The sequence below is a fragment of the Seohaeicola saemankumensis genome, from assembly GCF_021021435.1.
In the GTDB taxonomy this organism is placed as follows: domain Bacteria; phylum Pseudomonadota; class Alphaproteobacteria; order Rhodobacterales; family Rhodobacteraceae; genus Seohaeicola.
Window position 1 is genome coordinate 26390 of the sequence record NZ_JAINWI010000003.1, and the last position, 18854, is coordinate 45243.

22 protein-coding genes are annotated in these 18854 nt (G+C 59.7%); 13 read left to right on the plus strand and 9 right to left on the minus strand.

Translation table 11 applies throughout. The features are described from left to right. Positions 1-2 precede the first annotated feature (2 nt). Positions 3-1295 carry a serine--tRNA ligase gene (gene serS / locus K7H22_RS00250; RefSeq protein WP_230798512.1) on the minus strand — a complete coding sequence of 431 codons (1293 nt, stop codon included), beginning with the start codon at positions 1293-1295 and terminating at the stop codon, positions 3-5. A 220-nt stretch (positions 1296-1515) separates the two neighbouring features. Here serS and yajC point away from each other — a divergent pair, with 220 nt between their 5' ends. From yajC to K7H22_RS00300, 10 genes are all read left to right on the plus strand, one after another. After that, on the plus strand, positions 1516-1797 hold the full coding sequence (gene yajC / locus K7H22_RS00255) for a preprotein translocase subunit YajC (protein WP_230798513.1): 282 nt from the start codon (positions 1516-1518) through the stop codon (positions 1795-1797). A gap of 63 nt (positions 1798-1860) precedes the next feature. Then, positions 1861-3525 carry a protein translocase subunit SecD gene (secD, locus tag K7H22_RS00260; protein WP_230798514.1) on the plus strand — a complete coding sequence of 555 codons (1665 nt, stop codon included), beginning with the start codon at positions 1861-1863 and terminating at the stop codon, positions 3523-3525. 1 nt (position 3526) lies between these two features. Then, entirely contained in the window at positions 3527-4495 is a 969-nt protein-coding gene (secF, locus tag K7H22_RS00265; protein ID WP_230798515.1) for a protein translocase subunit SecF, read from the plus strand. Continuing rightward, positions 4488-5240, plus strand: a complete 753-nt coding sequence (locus K7H22_RS00270) for a TSUP family transporter (RefSeq protein ID WP_230798516.1) — start codon at positions 4488-4490, stop codon at positions 5238-5240. The genes secF and K7H22_RS00270 overlap by 8 nt, the downstream gene beginning before the upstream one ends. Before the next feature lie 26 nt (positions 5241-5266). Beyond that, a complete protein-coding gene (locus K7H22_RS00275) occupies positions 5267-5635 on the plus strand; it encodes an Mth938-like domain-containing protein (RefSeq protein WP_230798517.1) in 369 nt (122 codons plus the stop codon). Between the two features lie 43 nt (positions 5636-5678). Beyond that, positions 5679-6296 carry a heme ABC exporter ATP-binding protein CcmA gene (gene ccmA, locus K7H22_RS00280; protein ID WP_230798518.1) on the plus strand — a complete coding sequence of 206 codons (618 nt, stop codon included), beginning with the start codon at positions 5679-5681 and terminating at the stop codon, positions 6294-6296. Continuing rightward, positions 6293-6949 (plus strand): heme exporter protein CcmB, encoded by a 657-nt coding sequence (gene ccmB / locus K7H22_RS00285; RefSeq protein WP_230798519.1) that lies wholly within the window; start codon positions 6293-6295, stop codon positions 6947-6949. Before ccmA ends, ccmB begins: the two co-directional genes overlap by 4 nt. 46 nt (positions 6950-6995) lie before the next feature. Beyond that, on the plus strand, positions 6996-7727 hold the full coding sequence (locus K7H22_RS00290; protein WP_230798520.1) for a heme ABC transporter permease: 732 nt from the start codon (positions 6996-6998) through the stop codon (positions 7725-7727). Beyond that, positions 7724-7882, plus strand: a complete 159-nt coding sequence (ccmD, locus tag K7H22_RS00295; RefSeq protein WP_230798521.1) for a heme exporter protein CcmD — start codon at positions 7724-7726, stop codon at positions 7880-7882. Before K7H22_RS00290 ends, ccmD begins: the two co-directional genes overlap by 4 nt. Continuing rightward, on the plus strand, positions 7875-8420 hold the full coding sequence (locus tag K7H22_RS00300) for a DsbE family thiol:disulfide interchange protein (RefSeq protein WP_230798522.1): 546 nt from the start codon (positions 7875-7877) through the stop codon (positions 8418-8420). Before ccmD ends, K7H22_RS00300 begins: the two co-directional genes overlap by 8 nt. Positions 8421-8529: 109 nt before the next feature. Here the strand turns inward: K7H22_RS00300 and acnA are convergent, their stop codons facing one another. Then, positions 8530-11304 (minus strand): aconitate hydratase AcnA, encoded by a 2775-nt coding sequence (acnA, locus tag K7H22_RS00305; protein ID WP_230798523.1) that lies wholly within the window; start codon positions 11302-11304, stop codon positions 8530-8532. Between the two features lie 221 nt (positions 11305-11525). Here acnA and K7H22_RS00310 point away from each other — a divergent pair, with 221 nt between their 5' ends. Then, positions 11526-12239, plus strand: coding sequence for a DUF1223 domain-containing protein (locus tag K7H22_RS00310; RefSeq protein WP_230798524.1), 714 nt, complete (start codon positions 11526-11528; stop codon positions 12237-12239). Here K7H22_RS00310 and K7H22_RS00315 read toward each other — a convergent pair. From K7H22_RS00315 to purB, 7 genes are all read right to left on the minus strand, one after another. Continuing rightward, a complete protein-coding gene (locus K7H22_RS00315; RefSeq protein ID WP_230798525.1) occupies positions 12236-13129 on the minus strand; it encodes a DMT family transporter in 894 nt (297 codons plus the stop codon). The two genes, K7H22_RS00310 and K7H22_RS00315, sit on opposite strands and share 4 nt — an antisense overlap. Then, the gene (gene nthA / locus K7H22_RS00320; RefSeq protein WP_230798526.1) at positions 13126-13800 is read right to left on the minus strand and encodes a nitrile hydratase subunit alpha; all 675 of its coding nucleotides are present in this window, start codon (positions 13798-13800) and stop codon (positions 13126-13128) included. The genes K7H22_RS00315 and nthA overlap by 4 nt, the downstream gene beginning before the upstream one ends. After that, positions 13790-14068 carry an SH3-like domain-containing protein gene (locus tag K7H22_RS20025; protein ID WP_269062960.1) on the minus strand — a complete coding sequence of 93 codons (279 nt, stop codon included), beginning with the start codon at positions 14066-14068 and terminating at the stop codon, positions 13790-13792. The genes nthA and K7H22_RS20025 overlap by 11 nt, the downstream gene beginning before the upstream one ends. Continuing rightward, positions 14061-14399: an SH3-like domain-containing protein gene (locus K7H22_RS20030; RefSeq protein ID WP_269062961.1), complete on the minus strand. Its 339-nt coding sequence runs from the start codon at positions 14397-14399 to the stop codon at positions 14061-14063. The genes K7H22_RS20025 and K7H22_RS20030 overlap by 8 nt, the downstream gene beginning before the upstream one ends. 81 nt (positions 14400-14480) lie before the next feature. Then, on the minus strand, positions 14481-15488 hold the full coding sequence (locus K7H22_RS00330) for a FliG C-terminal domain-containing protein (RefSeq protein WP_230798527.1): 1008 nt from the start codon (positions 15486-15488) through the stop codon (positions 14481-14483). 243 nt (positions 15489-15731) lie between these two features. After that, a complete protein-coding gene (locus K7H22_RS00335) occupies positions 15732-15887 on the minus strand; it encodes a hypothetical protein (RefSeq protein WP_230798528.1) in 156 nt (51 codons plus the stop codon). A gap of 69 nt (positions 15888-15956) precedes the next feature. Then, positions 15957-17264: an adenylosuccinate lyase gene (gene purB, locus K7H22_RS00340; RefSeq protein ID WP_230798529.1), complete on the minus strand. Its 1308-nt coding sequence runs from the start codon at positions 17262-17264 to the stop codon at positions 15957-15959. A 78-nt stretch (positions 17265-17342) separates the two neighbouring features. Here purB and K7H22_RS00345 point away from each other — a divergent pair, with 78 nt between their 5' ends. Both K7H22_RS00345 and K7H22_RS00350 read left to right on the plus strand, forming a co-directional pair. After that, on the plus strand, positions 17343-17774 hold the full coding sequence (locus K7H22_RS00345) for a DUF6314 family protein (protein WP_230798530.1): 432 nt from the start codon (positions 17343-17345) through the stop codon (positions 17772-17774). 75 nt (positions 17775-17849) lie between these two features. Next, entirely contained in the window at positions 17850-18449 is a 600-nt protein-coding gene (locus K7H22_RS00350; protein WP_230798531.1) for a biotin transporter BioY, read from the plus strand. The last annotated feature ends 405 nt before the right edge of the window (positions 18450-18854 follow it).

Here is an 18854-nt window from a genome sequence, read left to right on the forward strand (position 1 = left end):
CGTCAGACCAGCGCACCCGACGCGTCGATCCGCGTCTTGCCGCCCAGATAGCCATGCAGGACCGCAGGCAGATCAACCGATCCATCCGCCTGCTGGCCATTCTCGAGCACCGCGATCAGGCAACGCCCGACAGCCAGGCCGGACCCGTTCAGCGTATGGACGAATTCCGGCTTGCCACCGCCCGCAGGCTTGAACCGCGCGTTCATGCGCCGCGCCTGAAAGTCGCCGCAGACCGAGATGCTGGAAATCTCGCGGTAGGTATCCTGACCGGGCAGCCAGACCTCGATATCATGGGTCTTCTGCGCGCCGAATCCCATGTCGCCGGTGCAAAGAACGACCGTGCGATAGGGCAGGCCCAGCTTTTGCAGGATCGCCTCGGCGCAGCCGGTCATGCGGTCATGTTCGGCCAGACTGTCTGCGGGGCGGGTGATGCTGACCATCTCGACCTTTTCGAACTGGTGCTGGCGCAGCATGCCCGATGTGTCCTTGCCCGCCGATCCCGCCTCGGAGCGGAAGCATAGGGTGTGGGCGGTCATGCGGATCGGCAATGCTGTATCCTCCAGCACCTCGCTGGCAACCGTGTTGGTCAGGGTTACCTCGGATGTGGGGATCAGCCACCAGCCATTTGTCGTGCGGTAGCTGTCCTCGGCGAATTTCGGCAACTGGTTGGTGCCATACATCGCCTCGTCCTTGACCAGAACAGGGGTGACCATTTCGGTCAGTCCGTGTTCGGTGACATGGGTATCCAGCATGAATTGTGCCAAGGCACGGTGCAGGCGGGCGACAGCGCCCTTGAGCACGACAAAGCGCGCCCCGCTGAGCTTTGCCGCGGTTTCGAAATCCATTCCGGGTTTCACGCCTGCGATATCGAAGTGCTCGCGCGGTTTGAAATCCAGCATGCGCGGGCTGCCCCAGCGGCGCAACTCGACATTGTCGCTCTCGTCCGTCCCTTGCGGGACGTCTTCGAGCGGACTGTTGGGCAGGGTCAGCAGCAAGTCGTTCAGTTGCTGGTCAAGTTCCTTGGCCTCGGCCTGCATCGCTGCGACCTCGGCCTTCTTGTCTGCGACAATCGCGCGCAGACGCTCGAACTCCGCTTCATTGCCGCTGGCCTTGGCTGCGCCCACCTCTTTCGAGGCGCGATTCTGTTCGGCCTGTGCGGTCTCCGCCGCCGTGATCCGTGCGCGGCGTGCCTCGTCCAGTGCCAGCACCGCTGACGCCATCGGATCGGCACCGCGTCTGGCAAGGGCGGCGTCGAATGCGGCGGGATTCTCGCGGATGGCGCGGATGTCGTGCATGGCTGGCTCCGGTCTGGATTGGGCGTTGTCCCCATATGCCGCAATCGCAACCACGATTGAAGGGGGGAATTGCGGCTGGCCCCTTTCTGAGTTGTAGCGCGGTCGGATCACACAGTATTGGCCGTTTCCTGCCTTGCAAAAGGGGGCGTGCGGACATAGGTTCCCTGCCAATTCAAGGGGGCCAGCCGGCCCCCTGACGTTTCATGACAAGGACATCCCGATGGAAGCTTTCGCGCAGTTTATCCCGCTTATCCTGATCTTCGCGATCATGTATCTTCTGCTGATCCGCCCCCAGCAGAAAAAGCTGAAGGACCATCAGGCCATGGTGGCGGCATTGCGTCGTGGTGACCAGATCGTCACGCAGGGCGGGCTGATCGGCAAGGTATCCAAGGTCAAAGACGACAACGAGATCGAAGTTGAACTGGCCGATAACGTCAAGGTGCGGGTTGTGAAATCCACCGTGGCACAGGTCATTTCCAAGACTGAACCCGCTTCGAGCTGAGGATGCCATGGCCTGCGGGCCTGACCGGTCCCAAGGCCTCCATTTTCCCAAAAGGCAGGTAATATGCTGCAAATAGATCTCTGGAAACGGTTTCTGATTTGGATGACCGTGGCCATCGGCCTTGGCCTTGCCTTGCCCAACGGGTTTTATTCGCGGGTAGAAGGGGCCAATGACGCACGTGCCGCACTCGAGATCGGCAGCACTGATCAGGGGCTCGAGGAACAGGCTGCGCGCTGGCCTTCCTTCCTGCCGTCCGGTCTGGTCAATCTTGGCCTTGATCTGCGTGGCGGCGCGCATCTGCTGGCCGAGGTACGCGTAGCCGACGTATATGAATCTCGGCTGCAGGGCATGTGGCCCGATGTGCGCGATCTGCTGCGTGACGAGCGCGCAACGGTGGGCACGATCCGCTTGCAACCCTCGGCACCGGACGAATTGCGCGTCAGCCTGAACGAGCGGCCTGATCAGGCCACGCGGGCCGCAGAACTGGTGCGCGGTCTGGCGCGCCCAGTGTCCAGCCTGTCAGGTGCAGGGGCCAGCGATATCGACGTGACGGTGGACGGCGCAGATATCGTCGTGCGCCTGTCCGAGGCCGAGCGTCAGGCGACCGATGACCGGACCGTACAACAATCGCTCGAAATCATCCGCCGCCGTATCGACGAGGTCGGCACCCGTGAGCCGACAATCCAGCGGCAGGGCGCGGACCGCATTCTGATTCAAGTGCCGGGTGTCGGATCGGCCGCCGAGTTAAAAGAGATCATCGGCACCACGGCGCAACTGACCTTCCAGCCGGTTGTCACCCGCACCACCAATGCCAATATGCCCGCCGGTGCCGGAAACGAGCTGCTGCCATCGTTGGACGAGGATGGGCAGTTTTACGTGCTGGAACAGGCCCCTGTCGTCACCGGTGAGGAACTTGTCGATGCGCAACCCGCCTTTGATCAGAACGGTCGTCCGGCTGTCAATTTCCGTTTCAACCCGACGGGCGCGCGCAAATTCGGCAATTACACGGCCGCCAATATCGGCAATCCCTTCGCCATCGTGCTGGATAACGAGGTGATCAGCGCCCCCGTGATCCAAAGCCATATTCCCGGCGGGTCAGGGATTATCACCGGCAGTTTCTCGGTCGAGGAAAGCACGCAGCTTGCCATTCTGCTGCGCGCTGGGGCTTTGCCTGCAGGGCTGGATTTCCTTGAGGAGCGCACCATTGGGCCGGAACTGGGTGCCGATAGCATCGAGGCAGGCAAGATTGCCTGTATCGTGGCCGGTATTGCCGTGCTGGTTTTCATGGTTCTCAGCTATGGTCTGTTCGGGTTATTCGCCAATATCGCGCTTGTCATCAATGTCGGCCTGATCTTTGGTCTGCTGTCCTTGATCGGATCGACCCTGACGCTGCCGGGTATAGCCGGTATCGTGCTGACCATCGGTATGGCGGTGGATGCCAATGTACTGGTGTTCGAACGGATCAAGGAAGAACTCAAGACCGCCAAAGGGCCGGCCCGCGCGATCGAGCTTGGCTATGAAAAAGCACTAAGCGCAATCGTGGATGCCAATATCACCACTTTCATGACCGCATTGATCCTTTATGTCATGGGTTCGGGTCCGGTACGCGGCTTTGCGATCACATTGGGCTTGGGCATCATGACCTCGGTCTTCACGGCGATTTTCGTCACGCGGTTGATCATTGTGATCTGGTTCGAGCGCCGCCGCCCCAAGACAATCGAGGTATGAGATGCGCCTGAGACTGGTTCCCGAAATAACGAATTTCGATTTCTTCAGTCGCCCGACTCTCTGGCTAGGGATTTCCGGCTTTATGATGGTGCTGGCGCTTGTCTCCTTCTTTGTGCAGGGTCTGAACTTCGGGATCGACTTCCGTGGCGGCACGACCATCCGCACCGAAAGCGCGCAGCCGGTTGATATTGCTGTCTACCGGACCGCTGTCGAAACGCTTGGCCTTGGCGATGTCACGATTACAGAAATTTTCGATCCAACCTTCGGGCCGGACGAGAACGTGGCGATGGTCAGGATTCAGGCTCAGGAAGGGCAGGAATCGGTAACGCCTGAACTGATCGCCTCCGTAGAAGGCGCGTTGCAGGGGGCCGTGCCGGACATCCGCTTTGTCTCGGTCGAATCGGTGGGGCCGAAAGTGTCGGGCGAGTTGATCACAACGGCCAGTATCGCCGTGGTTCTGGCGATTGCAGCGGTGCTGATCTATATCTGGTTGCGCTTCGAGTGGCAGTTTGCGGTCGGGGCCGTGGTTGCGTTGGTGCATGACGTGGTTCTGACCATCGGCGTCTTTTCAGAGCTGCAAATCAGGTTCGATCTGGCCATTATCGCGGCCCTGCTGACAATCGTCGGCTATAGTTTGAACGATACTGTGGTGGTCTTTGACCGCGTGCGCGAGAACCTCAGAAAATACAAGCAAAAGCCCCTGCGCGAAGTGCTGAACCTGTCGATCAACGAAACCCTCAGCCGCACGATGATGACATCTGTGACGACACTGATCGCGCTGATCGCGCTTTTCATTCTGGGAGGCGACGTGATCCGCGGCTTTGTCTTCGCAATGATCTGGGGTGTTGTTGTAGGGACGTATTCCTCGATTTTTGTGGCCTCGGTCATTCTGCTGAAAATGGGGATCAAGCGCGACTGGTCCAAACCCGATGGCAATGCAGGCACCAAGTTCTCGAACATAGATGCCTGAGGCGCTTGCCGCAGCACTGCAATTCGAGGGGCTTGGCTGGCTGGTTGCCGGTACGGTTCTGGCAGGCTTCGTGCGCGGCTTTTCGGGCTTTGGCACAGCGCTGATCTTCATGCCGGTTGCCGGGCAGTTGATGTCGCCGATCTGGGCGCTGACCGTGCTTGTGATCATGGATGTCTTTGGTCCTATCCCCAATCTGCCGCGCGCCAAGCGCGACGGGAATATGCGGGAGGTGGCTTTTTTGACGGGTGCCATGGCGCTGGCGCTGCCACTTGGCCTGATGGTGCTATCCGCGATCCGGCCCGAGGTGTTTCGTTATGCCGTATCGATTCTGGCGATGCTGGTACCAGTCCTGCTGCTGGCAGGGCTGCGTTATCGAGGCCCTTTGAATGCGCCCATCCTGTTGGGAACGGGCGGGCTAAGCGGCTTTTTGGGGGGCGTTGTCGGCGTGCCGGGGCCACCCGTGATCCTGCTTTATCTTGCTTCGACCCGCTTGGCGGCGCAGGTGCGGGCCAATATCCTGATCTATCTTTTCGCCTTTGATCTGGTTCTGATCGCGATACTGGCCTTTCAGGACAAGCTGGATGCAGTGCCGGTGATCCTGGGGCTGATACTTGCACTGCCTGTGATGCTGGCCAATATGGCAGGCGCTGCGATCTTCCGCCCCGCGCGCGAGCGCCTATATCGCGCAGGGGCCTATGTGATCATCGCCGCCGCCGCCATCAGCGGTCTGCCGCTGTGGGATTGAAAAACAGTGCATCGGAAGGAGCAATCATGCAGGTCACCGAAGTGAACTTTCAGGGCGTGGTCCCGATCGACGGCTACGGGCCGGGATTTTTCCGCGTGAATGATCAGGTCATCGAAGGTGCGGTTCTTGTGACTGCTGAACGCGCCCGTCAATGGGGCGGGGTGGATGATCTTGAACCTTTGCTGGCGCTTGCCGGAGAAGTGGATGTGATCTTTCTGGGAATGGGGGCTGATATCGCCCACGCACCGGCAGAGCTTCGTAACCAGTTGGAAGCGTTGGGGGTCGGCGTCGAGGTGATGAACTCGCCCGCCGCCTGTCGGACCTACAATGTCCTGTTATCCGAAGGGCGGCGTGTTGCCGCAGCACTTTTGCCCGTAGAAAAGGTGTTGCGGTGATCTGCGCCTTTCCGAATGTGTGACAATGGGATAAGGCCAGTGCATGGAGTTGACAGTCACAGGTCTGAGCGTTGCGCGCAGCGGGATTCCCGTTCTTGAAGGTATTGATTTTTCGTTGCAATCCGGTGAAGCGCTGATCCTGCGTGGACCCAATGGCGTCGGCAAGACCACGGTTTTGCGAACAGTGGCGGGCTTGCAACCCCCCTTGGCTGGCAAAGTCGGCCTTGAGCGCGAAGCGATGGCCTATGCGGGGCATGCCGACGGGATCAAATCTACGCTGACCGTGCGCGAGAATCTGGAATTTTGGGCCGATGTCTTTGGCACTGGCAGCATTGATCCCGCCCTTGGAGCCTTTGATCTTGCCGCGCTGTCGGACCGCGCGGCCGGCGGGTTGTCCGCTGGGCAGAAGCGCCGTCTGGGATTGGCGCGGATGGTCGTGACAGGGCGGCCGGTCTGGGTTCTGGACGAGCCGACCGTGTCGCTGGATACCACGGCTGTGGGGCTTTTCGCGCAAGCGGTCCGCGGACATTTGGCGGCAGGCGGTATGGCCCTGATGGCGACGCATATCGACCTTGGACTGACAGAGGCACATGTGCTGGATATGGCCCCGTTTCGCGCCAAAGCCCCCGCGCATGACGATTTTGACGGGTCTTTCCTATGAAGGCGCTGCTGCTGCGTGATATCCGGCTGGCGGTGCGGGCGGGGGGCGGCTTCGGGCTTGGCCTTGCGTTTTTTCTGATCGTGGTTGTGCTTGTGCCTTTCGGCGTCGGTCCCGATAGCGGGCTTCTCGCGCGTATTGCCCCGGGTATCCTGTGGCTGGGCGCGTTATTGTCATGCCTATTGTCACTGGATCGCATCTTTGCGTTGGACTGGGAAGACGGCTCGCTTGACCTGTTGGCCACGGCTCCCCTTCCGATGGAGGCTTTGGTCAGCATTAAGTCGCTGGCGCATTGGCTGACAACGGGTGTGCCGCTGGTGCTGGCCTCGCCGCTATTCGCGCTGCTGTTAAGCCTCCCTTCGCAAGGCTATGCCCCGCTACTGATGTCACTGGCATTGGGCACCCCTGCGCTGAGCGTGATCGGCACCTTCGGGGCGGCATTGACGGTCGGGTTGAAGCGCGGCGGCTTGCTGCTTAGCCTGCTGGTACTGCCGCTTTACGTGCCCACACTGATCTTCGGCGCTGAAGTGGCGCGGCGGGGGGCAATGGGGCTGGATTTTACCGTTCCGCTGGCGATGCTGGCCGGAATTACCTTTGGCGCGATAGCCCTGTTGCCTTTTGCCTCGGCAGCGGTGCTGCGGGTAAACTTGCGCTGACAGGGATGTGACTTGCGCCCGCAGGACGATGGAATAGGAACAAGACATGGCGTCATTCTGGGAATATGCGAACCCAAAAAAGTTCATTCAGACCACTGACAAGCTGTTGCCATGGCTGTCAGTGCTGGCGGCACTGACCCTTGTGGTCGGGCTTATCTGGGGCTTTTTCTTCACGCCGGACGATTTCCGGCAAGGTTCGACCGTCAAGATCATCTATCTGCATGTGCCCTCGGCTCTGATGGCGATCAATGCTTGGTTGATGATGCTGGTGGCGTCACTGGTCTGGATCGTGCGGCGGCACCATGTCTCCGCCCTGGCTGCACGGGCTGCAGCACCTGTGGGGGCCGTAATGACCGTGATCGCACTGGCAACAGGTGCCATCTGGGGGCAGCCGATGTGGGGGACATGGTGGGCATGGGACCCGCGACTGACATCCTTTTTGATCCTGTTCCTGTTCTATCTGGGGTACATGGCGCTTTGGGCCGCGATCGAGAATGACGACACGGCGGCAGACCTGACAGCGGTGCTTTGCCTTGTCGGGTCGGTCTTTGCGCTGCTCAGCCGCTATGCTGTCAACTTCTGGAACCAAGGCCTGCATCAGGGTGCCTCGCTGAGCCTTGATAAAGAAAAGAACGTGGCGGATGTGTTCTATTTTCCGCTTCTGTTTTGCATTGCCGGCTTTGTCCTGCTGTTCATCGCGCTGGTTTTCCTGCGTACACAAACCGAAATTCGTGCCCGCCGGATGCGGGCTCTTCTGGCAAGGGAGCGGCTGGGATGATGCCCGATCTGGGAAAATACGCGGATGCGGTCCTGTCCTCTTACGCGGTCTCGATCGTGTTGATTGTGGCCTTGGTCGCGGTCAGCGTGATGCGTGCTCGAAAGGTACGGGCGCAACTGGACGATGTGGAAAACAGGAGCCGCAAGAATGGCTAGGATTTCACCGCTGATGCTGGCACCACCTTTGGTCTTTGCAGGGCTTGCCGCGATGTTCTGGTTCGGCATGGCGCGGGATGATCCCGACCAGTTGCCCACGGCTTTGCAGGGTAAGCCCGCACCTGGCGTGCAGTTGGAAGCCCTCGGGCCGGATGCGCCTTTCACCGATGCGGATTTGCGGCAGGGAGAGGTTACGCTGGTCAACTTTTGGGCCAGTTGGTGCGCGCCTTGCCGTGTGGAGCATCCCAATCTCGAGGCGATGGCAGCATCCGGCCTGACGATCTACGGCGTGAACTACAAGGATCAGGCCGATAACGCGATGGGCTTTTTAGAAGAATTGGGCAACCCCTATGCGGCGATGGGCGCTGATGCCTCTGGCCGGATGGCGTTGAACTGGGGCCTCTACGGTGTGCCAGAAACTTATGTGATCGACGGGCAGGGCAATGTGGTTCTGCGCCACGCTGGGCCAATCACGCAGCGCGTGCTGGAAAGCACGATCAACCCTGCGATTGAAAAAGCCCGCAGCAGCGGGATGTAGGCGGTCGCAGCGAAACTCTAGCCCGGACTTCAACAAGCCCCTCATTGCAGCCCAAGAAAAAAAGCCCCGGTGCAGCGCACCGGGGCTTTTTCTGTGTCTCAGCGGATGGTTACGCCGATTTGGCCAGATTGCGCAGCACGTAGTGCAGCACTCCGCCATTCTCGACATACTCTTTTTCCACCGCGGTATCGATCCGGCATTTCACCATGATTTCGCGCGTGCTGCCATCGGCATATGTGATGGTGCAGGGCACGTCCGAAAGCGGCTTCAGATCGCCTTCCAGCCCTGTGATCGACACGGTTTCGTCGCCGGTCAGCTTCAGCGACTTGCGATTGTCGCCGCCCGTAAACTCGAACGGAATGACGCCCATGCCGACAAGGTTGGACCGGTGAATGCGCTCGAAGCTCTCGGCGATCACGGCCTTGACGCCAAGCAGTGCCGTGCCTTTGGCCGCCCAGTCACGGCTGGAACCTGCACCGTATTCGATGCCGCCAAAGATCACCAAGGGCGTGCCGTCTGCCTGATAGGCGGCAGCCGCATCAAAGATCGAGGTCTGCGCCCCGTCCGGCCCTTTGGTATAGCCACCCTCAACACCATCCAGCATCTCGTTCTTGATACGGATGTTGGCGAAGGTGCCGCGCATCATCACCTCATGGTTGCCACGACGCGACCCGTAGGAGTTGAACTCGCGTACCGGCACCTGACGCTCGATCAGATACTTGCCCGCAGGAGTGGTGTCCTTGAAAGAACCGGCAGGGCTGATGTGGTCGGTGGTGATCATGTCGCCCAGAAGCGCTAGCACGCGCGCCCCCTTGATGTCATGGATCGTGCCAGCTTCGGTGCCCATCCCGCGGAAGTAGGGCGGATTCTGGATATAGGTCGAGGACGCGGGCCAGTCATAGGTCTCACTATCCGTGGTCTCGACCGCCTGCCATTTTTCGTCGCCTTTGAACACATCGGCGTATTTCTTCAGGAAGGCCTCGCGCGTTACGGTCTTCTCGACCAGATCCGCGATTTCCTGCGTCGTGGGCCAGATGTCTTTCAGATAGACGGGCTTGCCATCCTTGGAGGTGCCGATCGCATCCTTCGTGATGTCGATATTCATATCGCCTGCGATGGCATAGGCCACGACCAGCGGCGGGCTTGCCAGATAGTTGGCGCGCACATCGGGGCTGATCCGGCCCTCGAAGTTGCGGTTGCCCGACAGGACAGAGACTGCAACCAGATCATTGTCGTTGATCGCCTTCGAGATTTCCGGCTGCAACGGGCCGGAGTTGCCGATGCAGGTTGTGCAACCATAGCCGACTAGGTTGAAACCGATCGCGTCCAGATCATCTTGCAGATTGGCCGCTTCCAGATATTCCGACACGACCTGCGAACCCGGCGCCAGCGAGGTTTTCACCCAAGGCTTGCGGGTCAGACCCAGTGCACGCGCTTTGCGGGCCACCAGACCGGCGCCGATCATCACGTAAGGATTCGATGTGTTGGTGCAGGAGGTAATGGAGGCGATCACCACCGCACCGTCATGCAGGCGATAATCCTCGCCCTCGACAGCACCGCTGGAGAAACCTGTCAGATCGCCCGGCACGTGACCGGGATCAGGCGCGCCACCTTCTTCGGTCATATCGGCCTTTTCAAGAACAGGCGATGCGGGCAGTTTACGCATGCCGCGGATGTATTCGCCGAATACCTTTGCTGCGTCAGTCAGTGGCACATGGTCCTGCGGCCGCTTGGGGCCAGAGATCGCGGGCACAACATCGCCCAGATCCAGATGCAGGGTCGAGGTATAGACCGGCGCATAATCCGCATCCCGCCAGAAGCCGTTCTCACGTGCATAGGCCTCGACCAGCGCGATACGGTCTTCGTCGCGTCCTGTCTGGCGCAGATAGCGCAGGGTTTCGCCGTCAATCGGGAAGAAGCCACAGGTCGCACCGTATTCGGGTGCCATATTTGCGATGGTCGAGCGATCGGCGAGCGGCATGTTGTCCAGACCCTCGCCATAGAATTCGACGAATTTGCCAACCACGCCATGGGCGCGCAGCATCTGCACGACCTTCAGCACCAGATCCGTGGCGGTAACACCTTCGACCATGGCGCCAGTGATCTTGAAGCCGACAACTTCGGGGATCAGCATCGACACGGGCTGCCCCAGCATCGCGGCCTCGGCCTCGATCCCGCCGACGCCCCAGCCCAGCACGGCCAGGCCGTTGACCATCGTGGTGTGGCTGTCAGTGCCGACCAACGTGTCGGGGTAGGCGACCGTATCGCCGTTCTGGTCCGTATCTGTCCAGACGGTTTGCGCCAGATATTCAAGGTTTACCTGATGGCAGATGCCTGTGCCCGGCGGCACGACACGGAAATTGTTGAACGCCTTCTGGCCCCATTTCAGGAATGTATAGCGCTCGATATTGCGCTCGTATTCGCGGTCCACATTCATCTGGAAGGCGCGGGGATTGCCGAACTCGTCGATCATCACCGAGTGGTCGATAACCAGATCGACAGGGTTCAGCGGGTTGATCTTCTGCGCGTCACCGCCCAGCGACTTGATCCCGTCGCGCATGGCCGCCAGATCGACGACCGCGGGCACGCCCGTGAAATCCTGCATCAACACGCGGGCAGGGCGATAGGCGATCTCGCGCGGGTTCTGGCCGCCCTTGTCAGCCCATTCCGAAAATGCCTTGATGTCATCCACGGAGACGGTGAAACCGCCATCCTCGAACCGCAGCATGTTTTCCAGCACCACCTTCAGCGCGGCGGGCAGGCGGGAAAAATCACCCAATCCGGCAGCTTGCGCGGCGGGGATCGAGTAATAGGAAACACTCTGTCCGCCGACCGTAAGGGTCTTGCGGGTTTTGGCGCTGTCTTGTCCGACGGTGATGGGCATCTCTGGCCTCCCTCTGATCAGGAAATAAGGGGTATTGCTGCGCCGCTTTTGACCTATCACGCGCTTTCGATCAAGGGGGGCAGATGTAAAATGTATACCATTGCACACAAAAAATCTTGTATCTATGTGACAGTCACTACGCTCTCTCGATTCCTTGATTGGTCATTTCGGTTTATGGCGACTAGAAACAAGTGAGCATCAACAACGAGAGACATTACACAATGGGGCAAGTTAGGGCTTGGATCACGGGATGGCTGTCCGGTGGATTGATGGCTGTGGCTGGGATCGCCGCGGCTGAATCGCGCCCCGTCGTTGTAGAGTTGTTCACCTCGCAAGGCTGTTCGTCTTGCCCGCCCGCAGATGCTTTTCTGCACGAGCTTAGCCAGCGTGACGATGTGATAGCACTGGCGCTGCATGTGGATTACTGGGACTATATCGGTTGGAAGGACATCTTTGCCCAGCCTGCCTTTACCAAGCGCCAGAAGGCCTATGCCAAGGCGGGGGGGCGGCGTTCAGTCTATACGCCACAGATGATTATCGGCGGTCAGGATCACGTCGTGGGCACGCATGAAGAAAACGCCTCAGCGTTGATCCAGCAGCATGCCGCAGCGGAGCGCGGGGTCACGCTGCGCGCCGAGAAGGACAGCACGGGCATGGTCACGGTGCGCGCAGAAGCGCAGGACGGGGTGAACGGACCGTTGGTGGTCTATCTCGTCCGCTACATACCGCGCAAGGAAGTTGAAATCACGCGTGGTGAAAATGCCGGCCAAACAATAGCTTATACTAACATTGTGACAGATTGGTCGGCTGTGGGCGAATGGGATCTGTCCGCGCCGCTGATGCTGCAATCCCCTGCCCAAGGTGACGCACCAGCGGTGGTGCTGCTCCAGCAAAAGGGCGCTGGTGCTATCATGGCGGCAGCGCAAATCCGCTAGTCGGCGCGCGGCACCGGCTTGCGGGTTGCCGTTCGGACGAAAGTCTCGCGATACCAGACATAGACACCGGCACCGACAATGACGGCAGCGCCTGTCATCGTCCATGTGTCGGGGTATTCATCAAAAAAGGCGATCCCCCAGACAGTTGCGAAAATCAGTCCGGTATAGGCAAAGGGAGCCAGCATACCCGCCTCGCCGATGGACAGGGCGCGGATCAGCAGAAGCTGCGAGAGCGTTCCGAAAGCCGCGATCAGGATCATCAACAGGGCCGAGGTTACATCCAGCGGTTGCCAGTAGAACGGCACCGCGATGGTCATAATCACCGCTCCGAACAGTGCCGTATAGAGCAGGGATGTCCACGGGTCTTCGTTCCGGCCCACAAAACGGGTTGTGATGTTATAGGCAGAATACGCGATGGCCGCGACCAGCGGCAAAATCGCAAAGGGTGAGAAGACGTCCGATCCCGGACGGATGATCATCAAGGCGCCGATCAGCGCGGCAGCGATTCCAACGACGCGGCGCGGGCCGATTTTCTCGCCCAGAAACAGCGCGGCACCCAGTGTGATGATCACGGGATTGATATTCATGATCGCGGTGGCTTCGGTCAGTCCGATATTGGCGACGCTGAAAAAGAAAAACACCGTGCCGAACATCAGGAAAACTGATCGCGCGAGTTGCAGCAGCGGGTAATTCGTGCGCGCCACTGTTTTCAGGCGCGGAGCGACAAGGATCAGCACGACCAGCGCCTGTCCAGCATAGCGCGCCCAGACCGCCGGAATCGTCCCGATCCGCGGGGCCAGCGCCTTGGCTGTCGCATCCATCACCGAAAAGCAGAAAATCGCCCCGATCATCAGCAGGATAGCTGTGGCATTCGGGCTGAGGGGCCTCATGCCCCCGTCGATACGACTTGCGGCGCGCGGGGCAGGGCCGTGCCGATCATACAATCGCGTGTCACCCAAGCAGCAAGCTCCTCGACCGAGAGGTTCTCGGTTCCGGCGGGGCGTGCGGGCAGCACGATGTAGCGCATATCGGCCGTGCTGTCATGCACGCGGATCGTGCTGTCTTGCGGCACATCAACCCCGAATTCGGTCAGAACGGCGCGCGGCTCACGCACGGCGCGGCTACGATAGGCGCGGGTTTTGTACCAGTCGGGCGGGAGGCCCAGCAGGTTGCGCGGATAGCAGGAGCACAGCGTGCAGACAATCAGGTTATGGGTATCGGCGGTGTTCTCGACCGCGATCAGATGCAACGGGCCGATATCGAACCCCATCTCTCGGCTGGCATCGCCCGCATTTGCCAGCAAGCGCTGCTTGAAGGCCGGATCAGTCCATGCCCGCGCCACAACAGCGGCCCCGTTGGCGGGACTGCGGCTGTCCATCAGGTCGATCTGGGCCGCGATCTCGGCGGCGGTCGTGACGCCCTTCTCGATCAGCAACTCGCGCACGGCGATTTCCATGCGCTGCCAATAGGTTAGGGCTTCGTCATTGTCGTGCCGGTAGGGGTGACCCGACGGGCTTGTCCCGTGATGGTCGTGATCATGATCGTGTTGGTCATGGGGCATGATCTGGCACCTCTTCCAGCCAATGGGCGTATATTTCGGCATCAAGCGTATCATCAGGCCGCTCGGCCGCGTTGCCCCAAAGTTCCGCCATTGTAAACCGCACGCGATAAAGTGGTTTCTTGTCGGCGGGCAGGCCATAGGCCAATTGTTCAGGATTGCCGAATGCACCAAGGCTGCGTTCGATCACACCGGTTTTGCCCCGCAGATAGGCGGGTGCGCGGACATGGCCCGGCGGCATGAACGCCCGCACGCGAACGCGGTCAGCCATGTGCCGCCTCGCCATAGGTCGCGCCGCGCGCGGCAACTTCGTCCATGCGCGTTGCCAGTTCCTCAAGCGTATAGACACCATCCTCGATCAGGTTCTGGTTCACGGCAGCGATCCAGCGTTCATAATAGCTATGTTTTTCAAAGGCATCCGCACCCATGTCTTCCAGGGCGCGGCGCAGGCCATCCACGGTGAAGTGCCCCTTGGACGAGCAAAGCACCATCAAGGCGTCCACACGCTTTTCCCACAGGGCAAAATCATGCCCTTCCATAGGGACAGGCCCTGCCTGATCCCCGCCCATATCGTGCCATCGGCGTCCTGAAATATCGCTCATACCAGTAGGTTAGGCGCGGCAAAGCGCGCTGTCCATACCGAGATTGACAAGATCGCGCGGCAGGGACAGGGCAATTGCGCCTTAGGCCTCTTCATCGGGGACGATGCCGTGCATGAAAAGCGTGCCACTGGCCTCAAGATCCCGAATGGCAGTCGTGACCGCCAGCATCGCATCCTCCCCTGCTTTTGGTTTGACCTTGCCAAGCGCTTGCATCTCGTCGCGCAACCCGTCGGCAAGCCTTGTTGAGATATTGGACAGCATGAAATCAACGGCCCGTTGCATGTCGCCGCCCATGGACCCTGCATGGACAAAGGCACTGACAAGCGCTCCTTGATCCACCGCCCTCACAATGTTGGGCACATCGCGTGGCGCGATGCGGTCCGCGATATTGGCAAATGTGAATATTGCGCGCCGCACGCCATCCGCAAAGGTTTGGTCCGCTTCATCAAGTCCTGACAGCACATCGTTGCGCGTCTCTGTCGTTGAAAGGTTAAGAATTGCGCCAACACGCTTTTCAGGATCATCTGCAAATGCGCGGTCCGGTGTCGCGTCAAGTTGCAAAACAAGTGACATCCCGATCCTGTAGACGGTATCCGGCGTGACCGCATTTGTCCGCGACATGGCATAGGCGATGTGCCGTGCCGTGGCACCGGGCAAGCGGCCCAGAAGAGTTGCTGCCTTGGCCACCTCCAGTTTGGACAGCATGACCGCTGCGACCTCGACCGCTTCCGAGGTCAGAAAGGGCAGCAAAACCTCCGCAGATGCGGCGCGCAAGCGGTCCCACGGGTCGCCGGCCTGACGCACACCGGCCTCTTTGCGGAGGCGCGCGGCGGTTTGCGGGCTGATCTTGCCATCAAGCGCCTTGAGCGCACCTGCAACATCGCGCGGAAACAACAGCGCTATCTGTTCCAACTCCCCTGCGAATTCGGCTACGACATTTGCCAACGTATTCCGATCGACGGGGCGCATCTGGCCGAACTGGACTGCCAATATGGCCTGCAGATCGTCGGGCAGGTCCGCCAGGGTCAGTTCTGCGCCCTCAGCCAGCAGGAAGCGCACGACGATCGCCGCCTTTTCCCGCTGTGACAACTGGGGGACTGCGTTACTGCGACGTTGCGAGATGGCGTTGAGATTCTGCATCGTGACCTCACCAAAGGAAGTCACAGGTAACGTGATGCGGGTGAACAAAGCCTGAACAGAGCTGTGATCAGCACAGAATTTGTGGAATAACTCTGTGGCATGTCGGGGGCAGGCAGCAGCGCCCGGTAAATACATGCAAGCTACAAATGCACCGCGCCCTGGCCGGTCACCGGAAGGGCGCGGAAATCGACATCAGCTGCTGATTTGCTTGGTGCAGCTGCGGGTCTCGCTGTCCCAGATCATGCCATCAGCGCAGGACATGGCCTGATGCGATGTGGAACATGCAGCACTGACCATCATCGGAGCGACGGACAGGGCCAGAGCGGCAAATACGGTCTTCAACTTCATTGCATACTCCCTTTTGGTTGAAAAACAACGGTAGCACGCAACTTCAATTCGTCAAAACACCGAATGGCGTTACTTTGGTCCAAACACGCGGGCGAAAATCGTGTCGACATGCTTGGTGTGATAGCCCAGATCGAATTTCTCTTCGATTTCGGCTGGCGACAGAGCCCCGGTTACATCGGGATCAGCCAGCAGTTCTGTTTTGAAATCCGCGCCCTTTTCCCAAACTTTCATCGCGTTGCGCTGCACCAGTGTATAGCTGTCCTCGCGGCTGACGCCCGCCTGCGTTAGCGCCAGCAACACCCGCTGCGACATGACCAGGCCACGGAATTTGTTCATATTTGCCAGCATGTTATCTGGATAGATCACCAGTTTATCGACCAAGCCCGTCAGACGTGCCAGCGCGAAATCCAGCGTCACTGTCGCGTCCGGCCCGATCATCCGTTCGACCGAGGAATGCGAGATATCACGCTCGTGCCAGAGGGCCACGTTCTCCATCGCAGGGATCACGGCCATCCGGACCAGTCGCGCAAGCCCTGTCAGGTTCTCGCTTAGAACCGGATTGCGCTTGTGCGGCATCGCACTCGAACCTTTTTGGCCTTTGCTGAAAAATTCCTCAGCTTCCAGCACTTCTGTGCGCTGCATATGCCGGATTTCGATGGCGATGTTCTCGATGCTCGATGCAATCACACCCAAAGTCGCGAAAAACGCGGCATGGCGGTCGCGGGGAATCACCTGCGTGCTGATCGGCTCGGGTGAAAGACCCAGTTGTGCGCAAACATGTTCCTCGACGCGGGGGTCGATGTTGGCGAACGTACCGACCGCGCCGCTGATAGCACCTGTGGCTATTTCCGTGCGCGCTGTCTTCAGGCGGGTCAGGTTACGGTCCATCTCGGCGTAGAAACGCGCGAAGGTCAGGCCCATCGTTGTGGGTTCCGCATGGATGCCGTGGCTGCGCCCGATGCGGACCGTGTCCTTGTGCTCATGGGCGCGGCGCTTGAGGGCCTCCAGCAGCGCCTCCATATCCGTGATCAGCAGATTGGCGGCGCGGGTCAGTTGCACGTTCAGGCAGGTATCCAGCACGTCGGACGAGGTCATGCCCTGATGCACAAAACGCGCGGCATCCGATCCGACATGTTCCGCTAGATGCGTCAGAAAGGCGATGACGTCATGCTTTGTGACGGCCTCGATCTCGTCGATGCGGGCGACGTCGAACTCTACATCCTTGGCTTTCCAGACCGCCTCGGCATTCTCGCGCGGGATCACGCCCAGATCGGCCATCGCATCGCAAGCATGGGCCTCGATCTCGAACCAGATGCGGAATTTCGTCTCGGGCGACCAGATCGCAACCATTTCGGGGCGGGAATAGCGGGGGATCATCGGATTTCCTTGGTTGGCAGCGGTTGGCGCTGTCTTTAACGAGGGGCAGAGGTGGCGGCAAGGGTCGGGGGGCAGAAGATGCCAAGCTTACTGGATTTCGAAGGTCGGTGGCGGTTGTCACGCAAGATCGCGGATGCGCTGGGGCCTGACGCTGCATTTGACGGCATCGCAGTCTTCTGCAGGGACGCAGAAGGATTGCATCTGCGCGAGACGGGATACTTTGAACTTGCGGGGCAGGGACGCTTTCAGGCGGAACGCTCCTATCTTTGGCGCGCGGATGGTGCGGAAATAGTCGTGCTTTTTGCGGATGGGCGCGATTTTCACCGCTTCGACCCGCAAGCGGGGCAGGCCAGGGCCGATCACTGGTGTGACCCCGACACCTATAAGGTCAGTTACGATTTCACGGACTGGCCAGTTTGGCGTGCACAATGGCGTGTGACCGGCCCGCGCAAAGACTATGTCATGCTTTCCGAATACAGGCCGGAAACCGGAATATCCGTTCCTGAATGACGCAGAGGTCTTGCGATGCGGCCATGGCTGGGGCAGAAACAGCGGCAATGACAACTCGGCATAGGAGGCCAGTATATGGCGCTTGCTCTGACAAATAAGGTTCTGACGGAGGCTGTAGCCCCGCGCGACGGCACACAGTTGCTGATCAAGCAGGTTGCATTGGTGGTATTGGGGATCGCCTTTCTGGCCGTCGCTGCAAAGATCAAGGTTCCCATGTGGCCGGTGCCGATCACGATGGGCACATTCGCTGTCTTGACGCTGGGTGCGGCCTATGGTGCGCGTCTGGGGCTTGTCACGATCCTTGGCTACATGATCCTCGGTGCGGTCGGCTTTGACGTCTTTGCTGGCTCTTCGGCCGAAGCATCCGGTCTGACCTATATGATGGGTGGCACAGGTGGCTATCTTTTGGGTTATGTCATCGCGACAGTGGCGCTTGGCTGGTTCGCGCAGGCAGGCTGGGACCGCTCGGCGGGCAAGATGGCCCTGGCGATGCTGGCCGGCAATGTGCTGATTTATGTACCGGGCCTGATCTGGCTGGGCATGCTTTACGGTTGGGACCAGCCGATCCTGCAATGGGGTCTGACACCCTTCCTGATCGGTGACGCTCTGAAACTTGCACTGGCCGCAGCCCTACTGCCTGCCTTGTGGAAATTGGTCGGCCGCGCCCGCGGCTAACCCGCCTTCAGCTTTCAGTTCGGAAAAAGCGCAGCCCAAGGTTGCGCTTTTTTCATGTCTGCAAGACATCGAAGACCCTGTGATCCGCTTGAAACAGAGCGATGGCGTTCGATCTTATTACGCCGCCTGAATAGGCCGTGCTGTCTTGCCGCGGGTGCCATGCAGTTTTCTGACGCAATTGGGCTGCGGCCAGTTCCCGACAATGACCCTCCGGAACGCGGGATGAAACCAAACGCGGCAGTGCTTTGCGCGCTGGCCAAAAAAGGCTGAACTGTCGCCTGGACGACCCTGTCCGCGAATTTTCCCTTGAAAACAACCGTCAAGCCAGATGTCTCGCGCAACCTGAAATGGTGCAAAAGGCGGAAATGCGCCGACTGTTTGACGGTTAATTGTGTTGCACCATTT

Excerpts from the sequence above, each read along its gene's own strand:
- serS (WP_230798512.1), bottom strand. The coding sequence starts at position 1,295 with ATGCACGACATCCGCGCCATCCGCGAGAATCCCGCCGCATTCGACGCC.
- yajC (WP_230798513.1), top strand. The coding sequence starts at position 1,516 with ATGGAAGCTTTCGCGCAGTTTATCCCGCTTATCCTGATCTTCGCGATC.
- secD (WP_230798514.1), top strand. The coding sequence starts at position 1,861 with ATGCTGCAAATAGATCTCTGGAAACGGTTTCTGATTTGGATGACCGTG.
- secF (WP_230798515.1), top strand. The coding sequence starts at position 3,527 with ATGCGCCTGAGACTGGTTCCCGAAATAACGAATTTCGATTTCTTCAGT.
- K7H22_RS00270 (WP_230798516.1), top strand. The coding sequence starts at position 4,488 with ATGCCTGAGGCGCTTGCCGCAGCACTGCAATTCGAGGGGCTTGGCTGG.
- K7H22_RS00275 (WP_230798517.1), top strand. The coding sequence starts at position 5,267 with ATGCAGGTCACCGAAGTGAACTTTCAGGGCGTGGTCCCGATCGACGGC.
- ccmA (WP_230798518.1), top strand. The coding sequence starts at position 5,679 with ATGGAGTTGACAGTCACAGGTCTGAGCGTTGCGCGCAGCGGGATTCCC.
- ccmB (WP_230798519.1), top strand. The coding sequence starts at position 6,293 with ATGAAGGCGCTGCTGCTGCGTGATATCCGGCTGGCGGTGCGGGCGGGG.
- K7H22_RS00290 (WP_230798520.1), top strand. The coding sequence starts at position 6,996 with ATGGCGTCATTCTGGGAATATGCGAACCCAAAAAAGTTCATTCAGACC.
- ccmD (WP_230798521.1), top strand. The coding sequence starts at position 7,724 with ATGATGCCCGATCTGGGAAAATACGCGGATGCGGTCCTGTCCTCTTAC.
- K7H22_RS00300 (WP_230798522.1), top strand. The coding sequence starts at position 7,875 with ATGGCTAGGATTTCACCGCTGATGCTGGCACCACCTTTGGTCTTTGCA.
- acnA (WP_230798523.1), bottom strand. The coding sequence starts at position 11,304 with ATGCCCATCACCGTCGGACAAGACAGCGCCAAAACCCGCAAGACCCTT.
- K7H22_RS00310 (WP_230798524.1), top strand. The coding sequence starts at position 11,526 with ATGGGGCAAGTTAGGGCTTGGATCACGGGATGGCTGTCCGGTGGATTG.
- K7H22_RS00315 (WP_230798525.1), bottom strand. The coding sequence starts at position 13,129 with ATGAGGCCCCTCAGCCCGAATGCCACAGCTATCCTGCTGATGATCGGG.
- nthA (WP_230798526.1), bottom strand. The coding sequence starts at position 13,800 with ATGCCCCATGACCAACACGATCATGATCACGACCATCACGGGACAAGC.
- K7H22_RS20025 (WP_269062960.1), bottom strand. The coding sequence starts at position 14,068 with ATGGCTGACCGCGTTCGCGTGCGGGCGTTCATGCCGCCGGGCCATGTC.
- K7H22_RS20030 (WP_269062961.1), bottom strand. The coding sequence starts at position 14,399 with ATGAGCGATATTTCAGGACGCCGATGGCACGATATGGGCGGGGATCAG.
- K7H22_RS00335 (WP_230798528.1), bottom strand. The coding sequence starts at position 15,887 with ATGAAGTTGAAGACCGTATTTGCCGCTCTGGCCCTGTCCGTCGCTCCG.
- purB (WP_230798529.1), bottom strand. The coding sequence starts at position 17,264 with ATGATCCCCCGCTATTCCCGCCCCGAAATGGTTGCGATCTGGTCGCCC.
- K7H22_RS00345 (WP_230798530.1), top strand. The coding sequence starts at position 17,343 with ATGCCAAGCTTACTGGATTTCGAAGGTCGGTGGCGGTTGTCACGCAAG.
- K7H22_RS00350 (WP_230798531.1), top strand. The coding sequence starts at position 17,850 with ATGGCGCTTGCTCTGACAAATAAGGTTCTGACGGAGGCTGTAGCCCCG.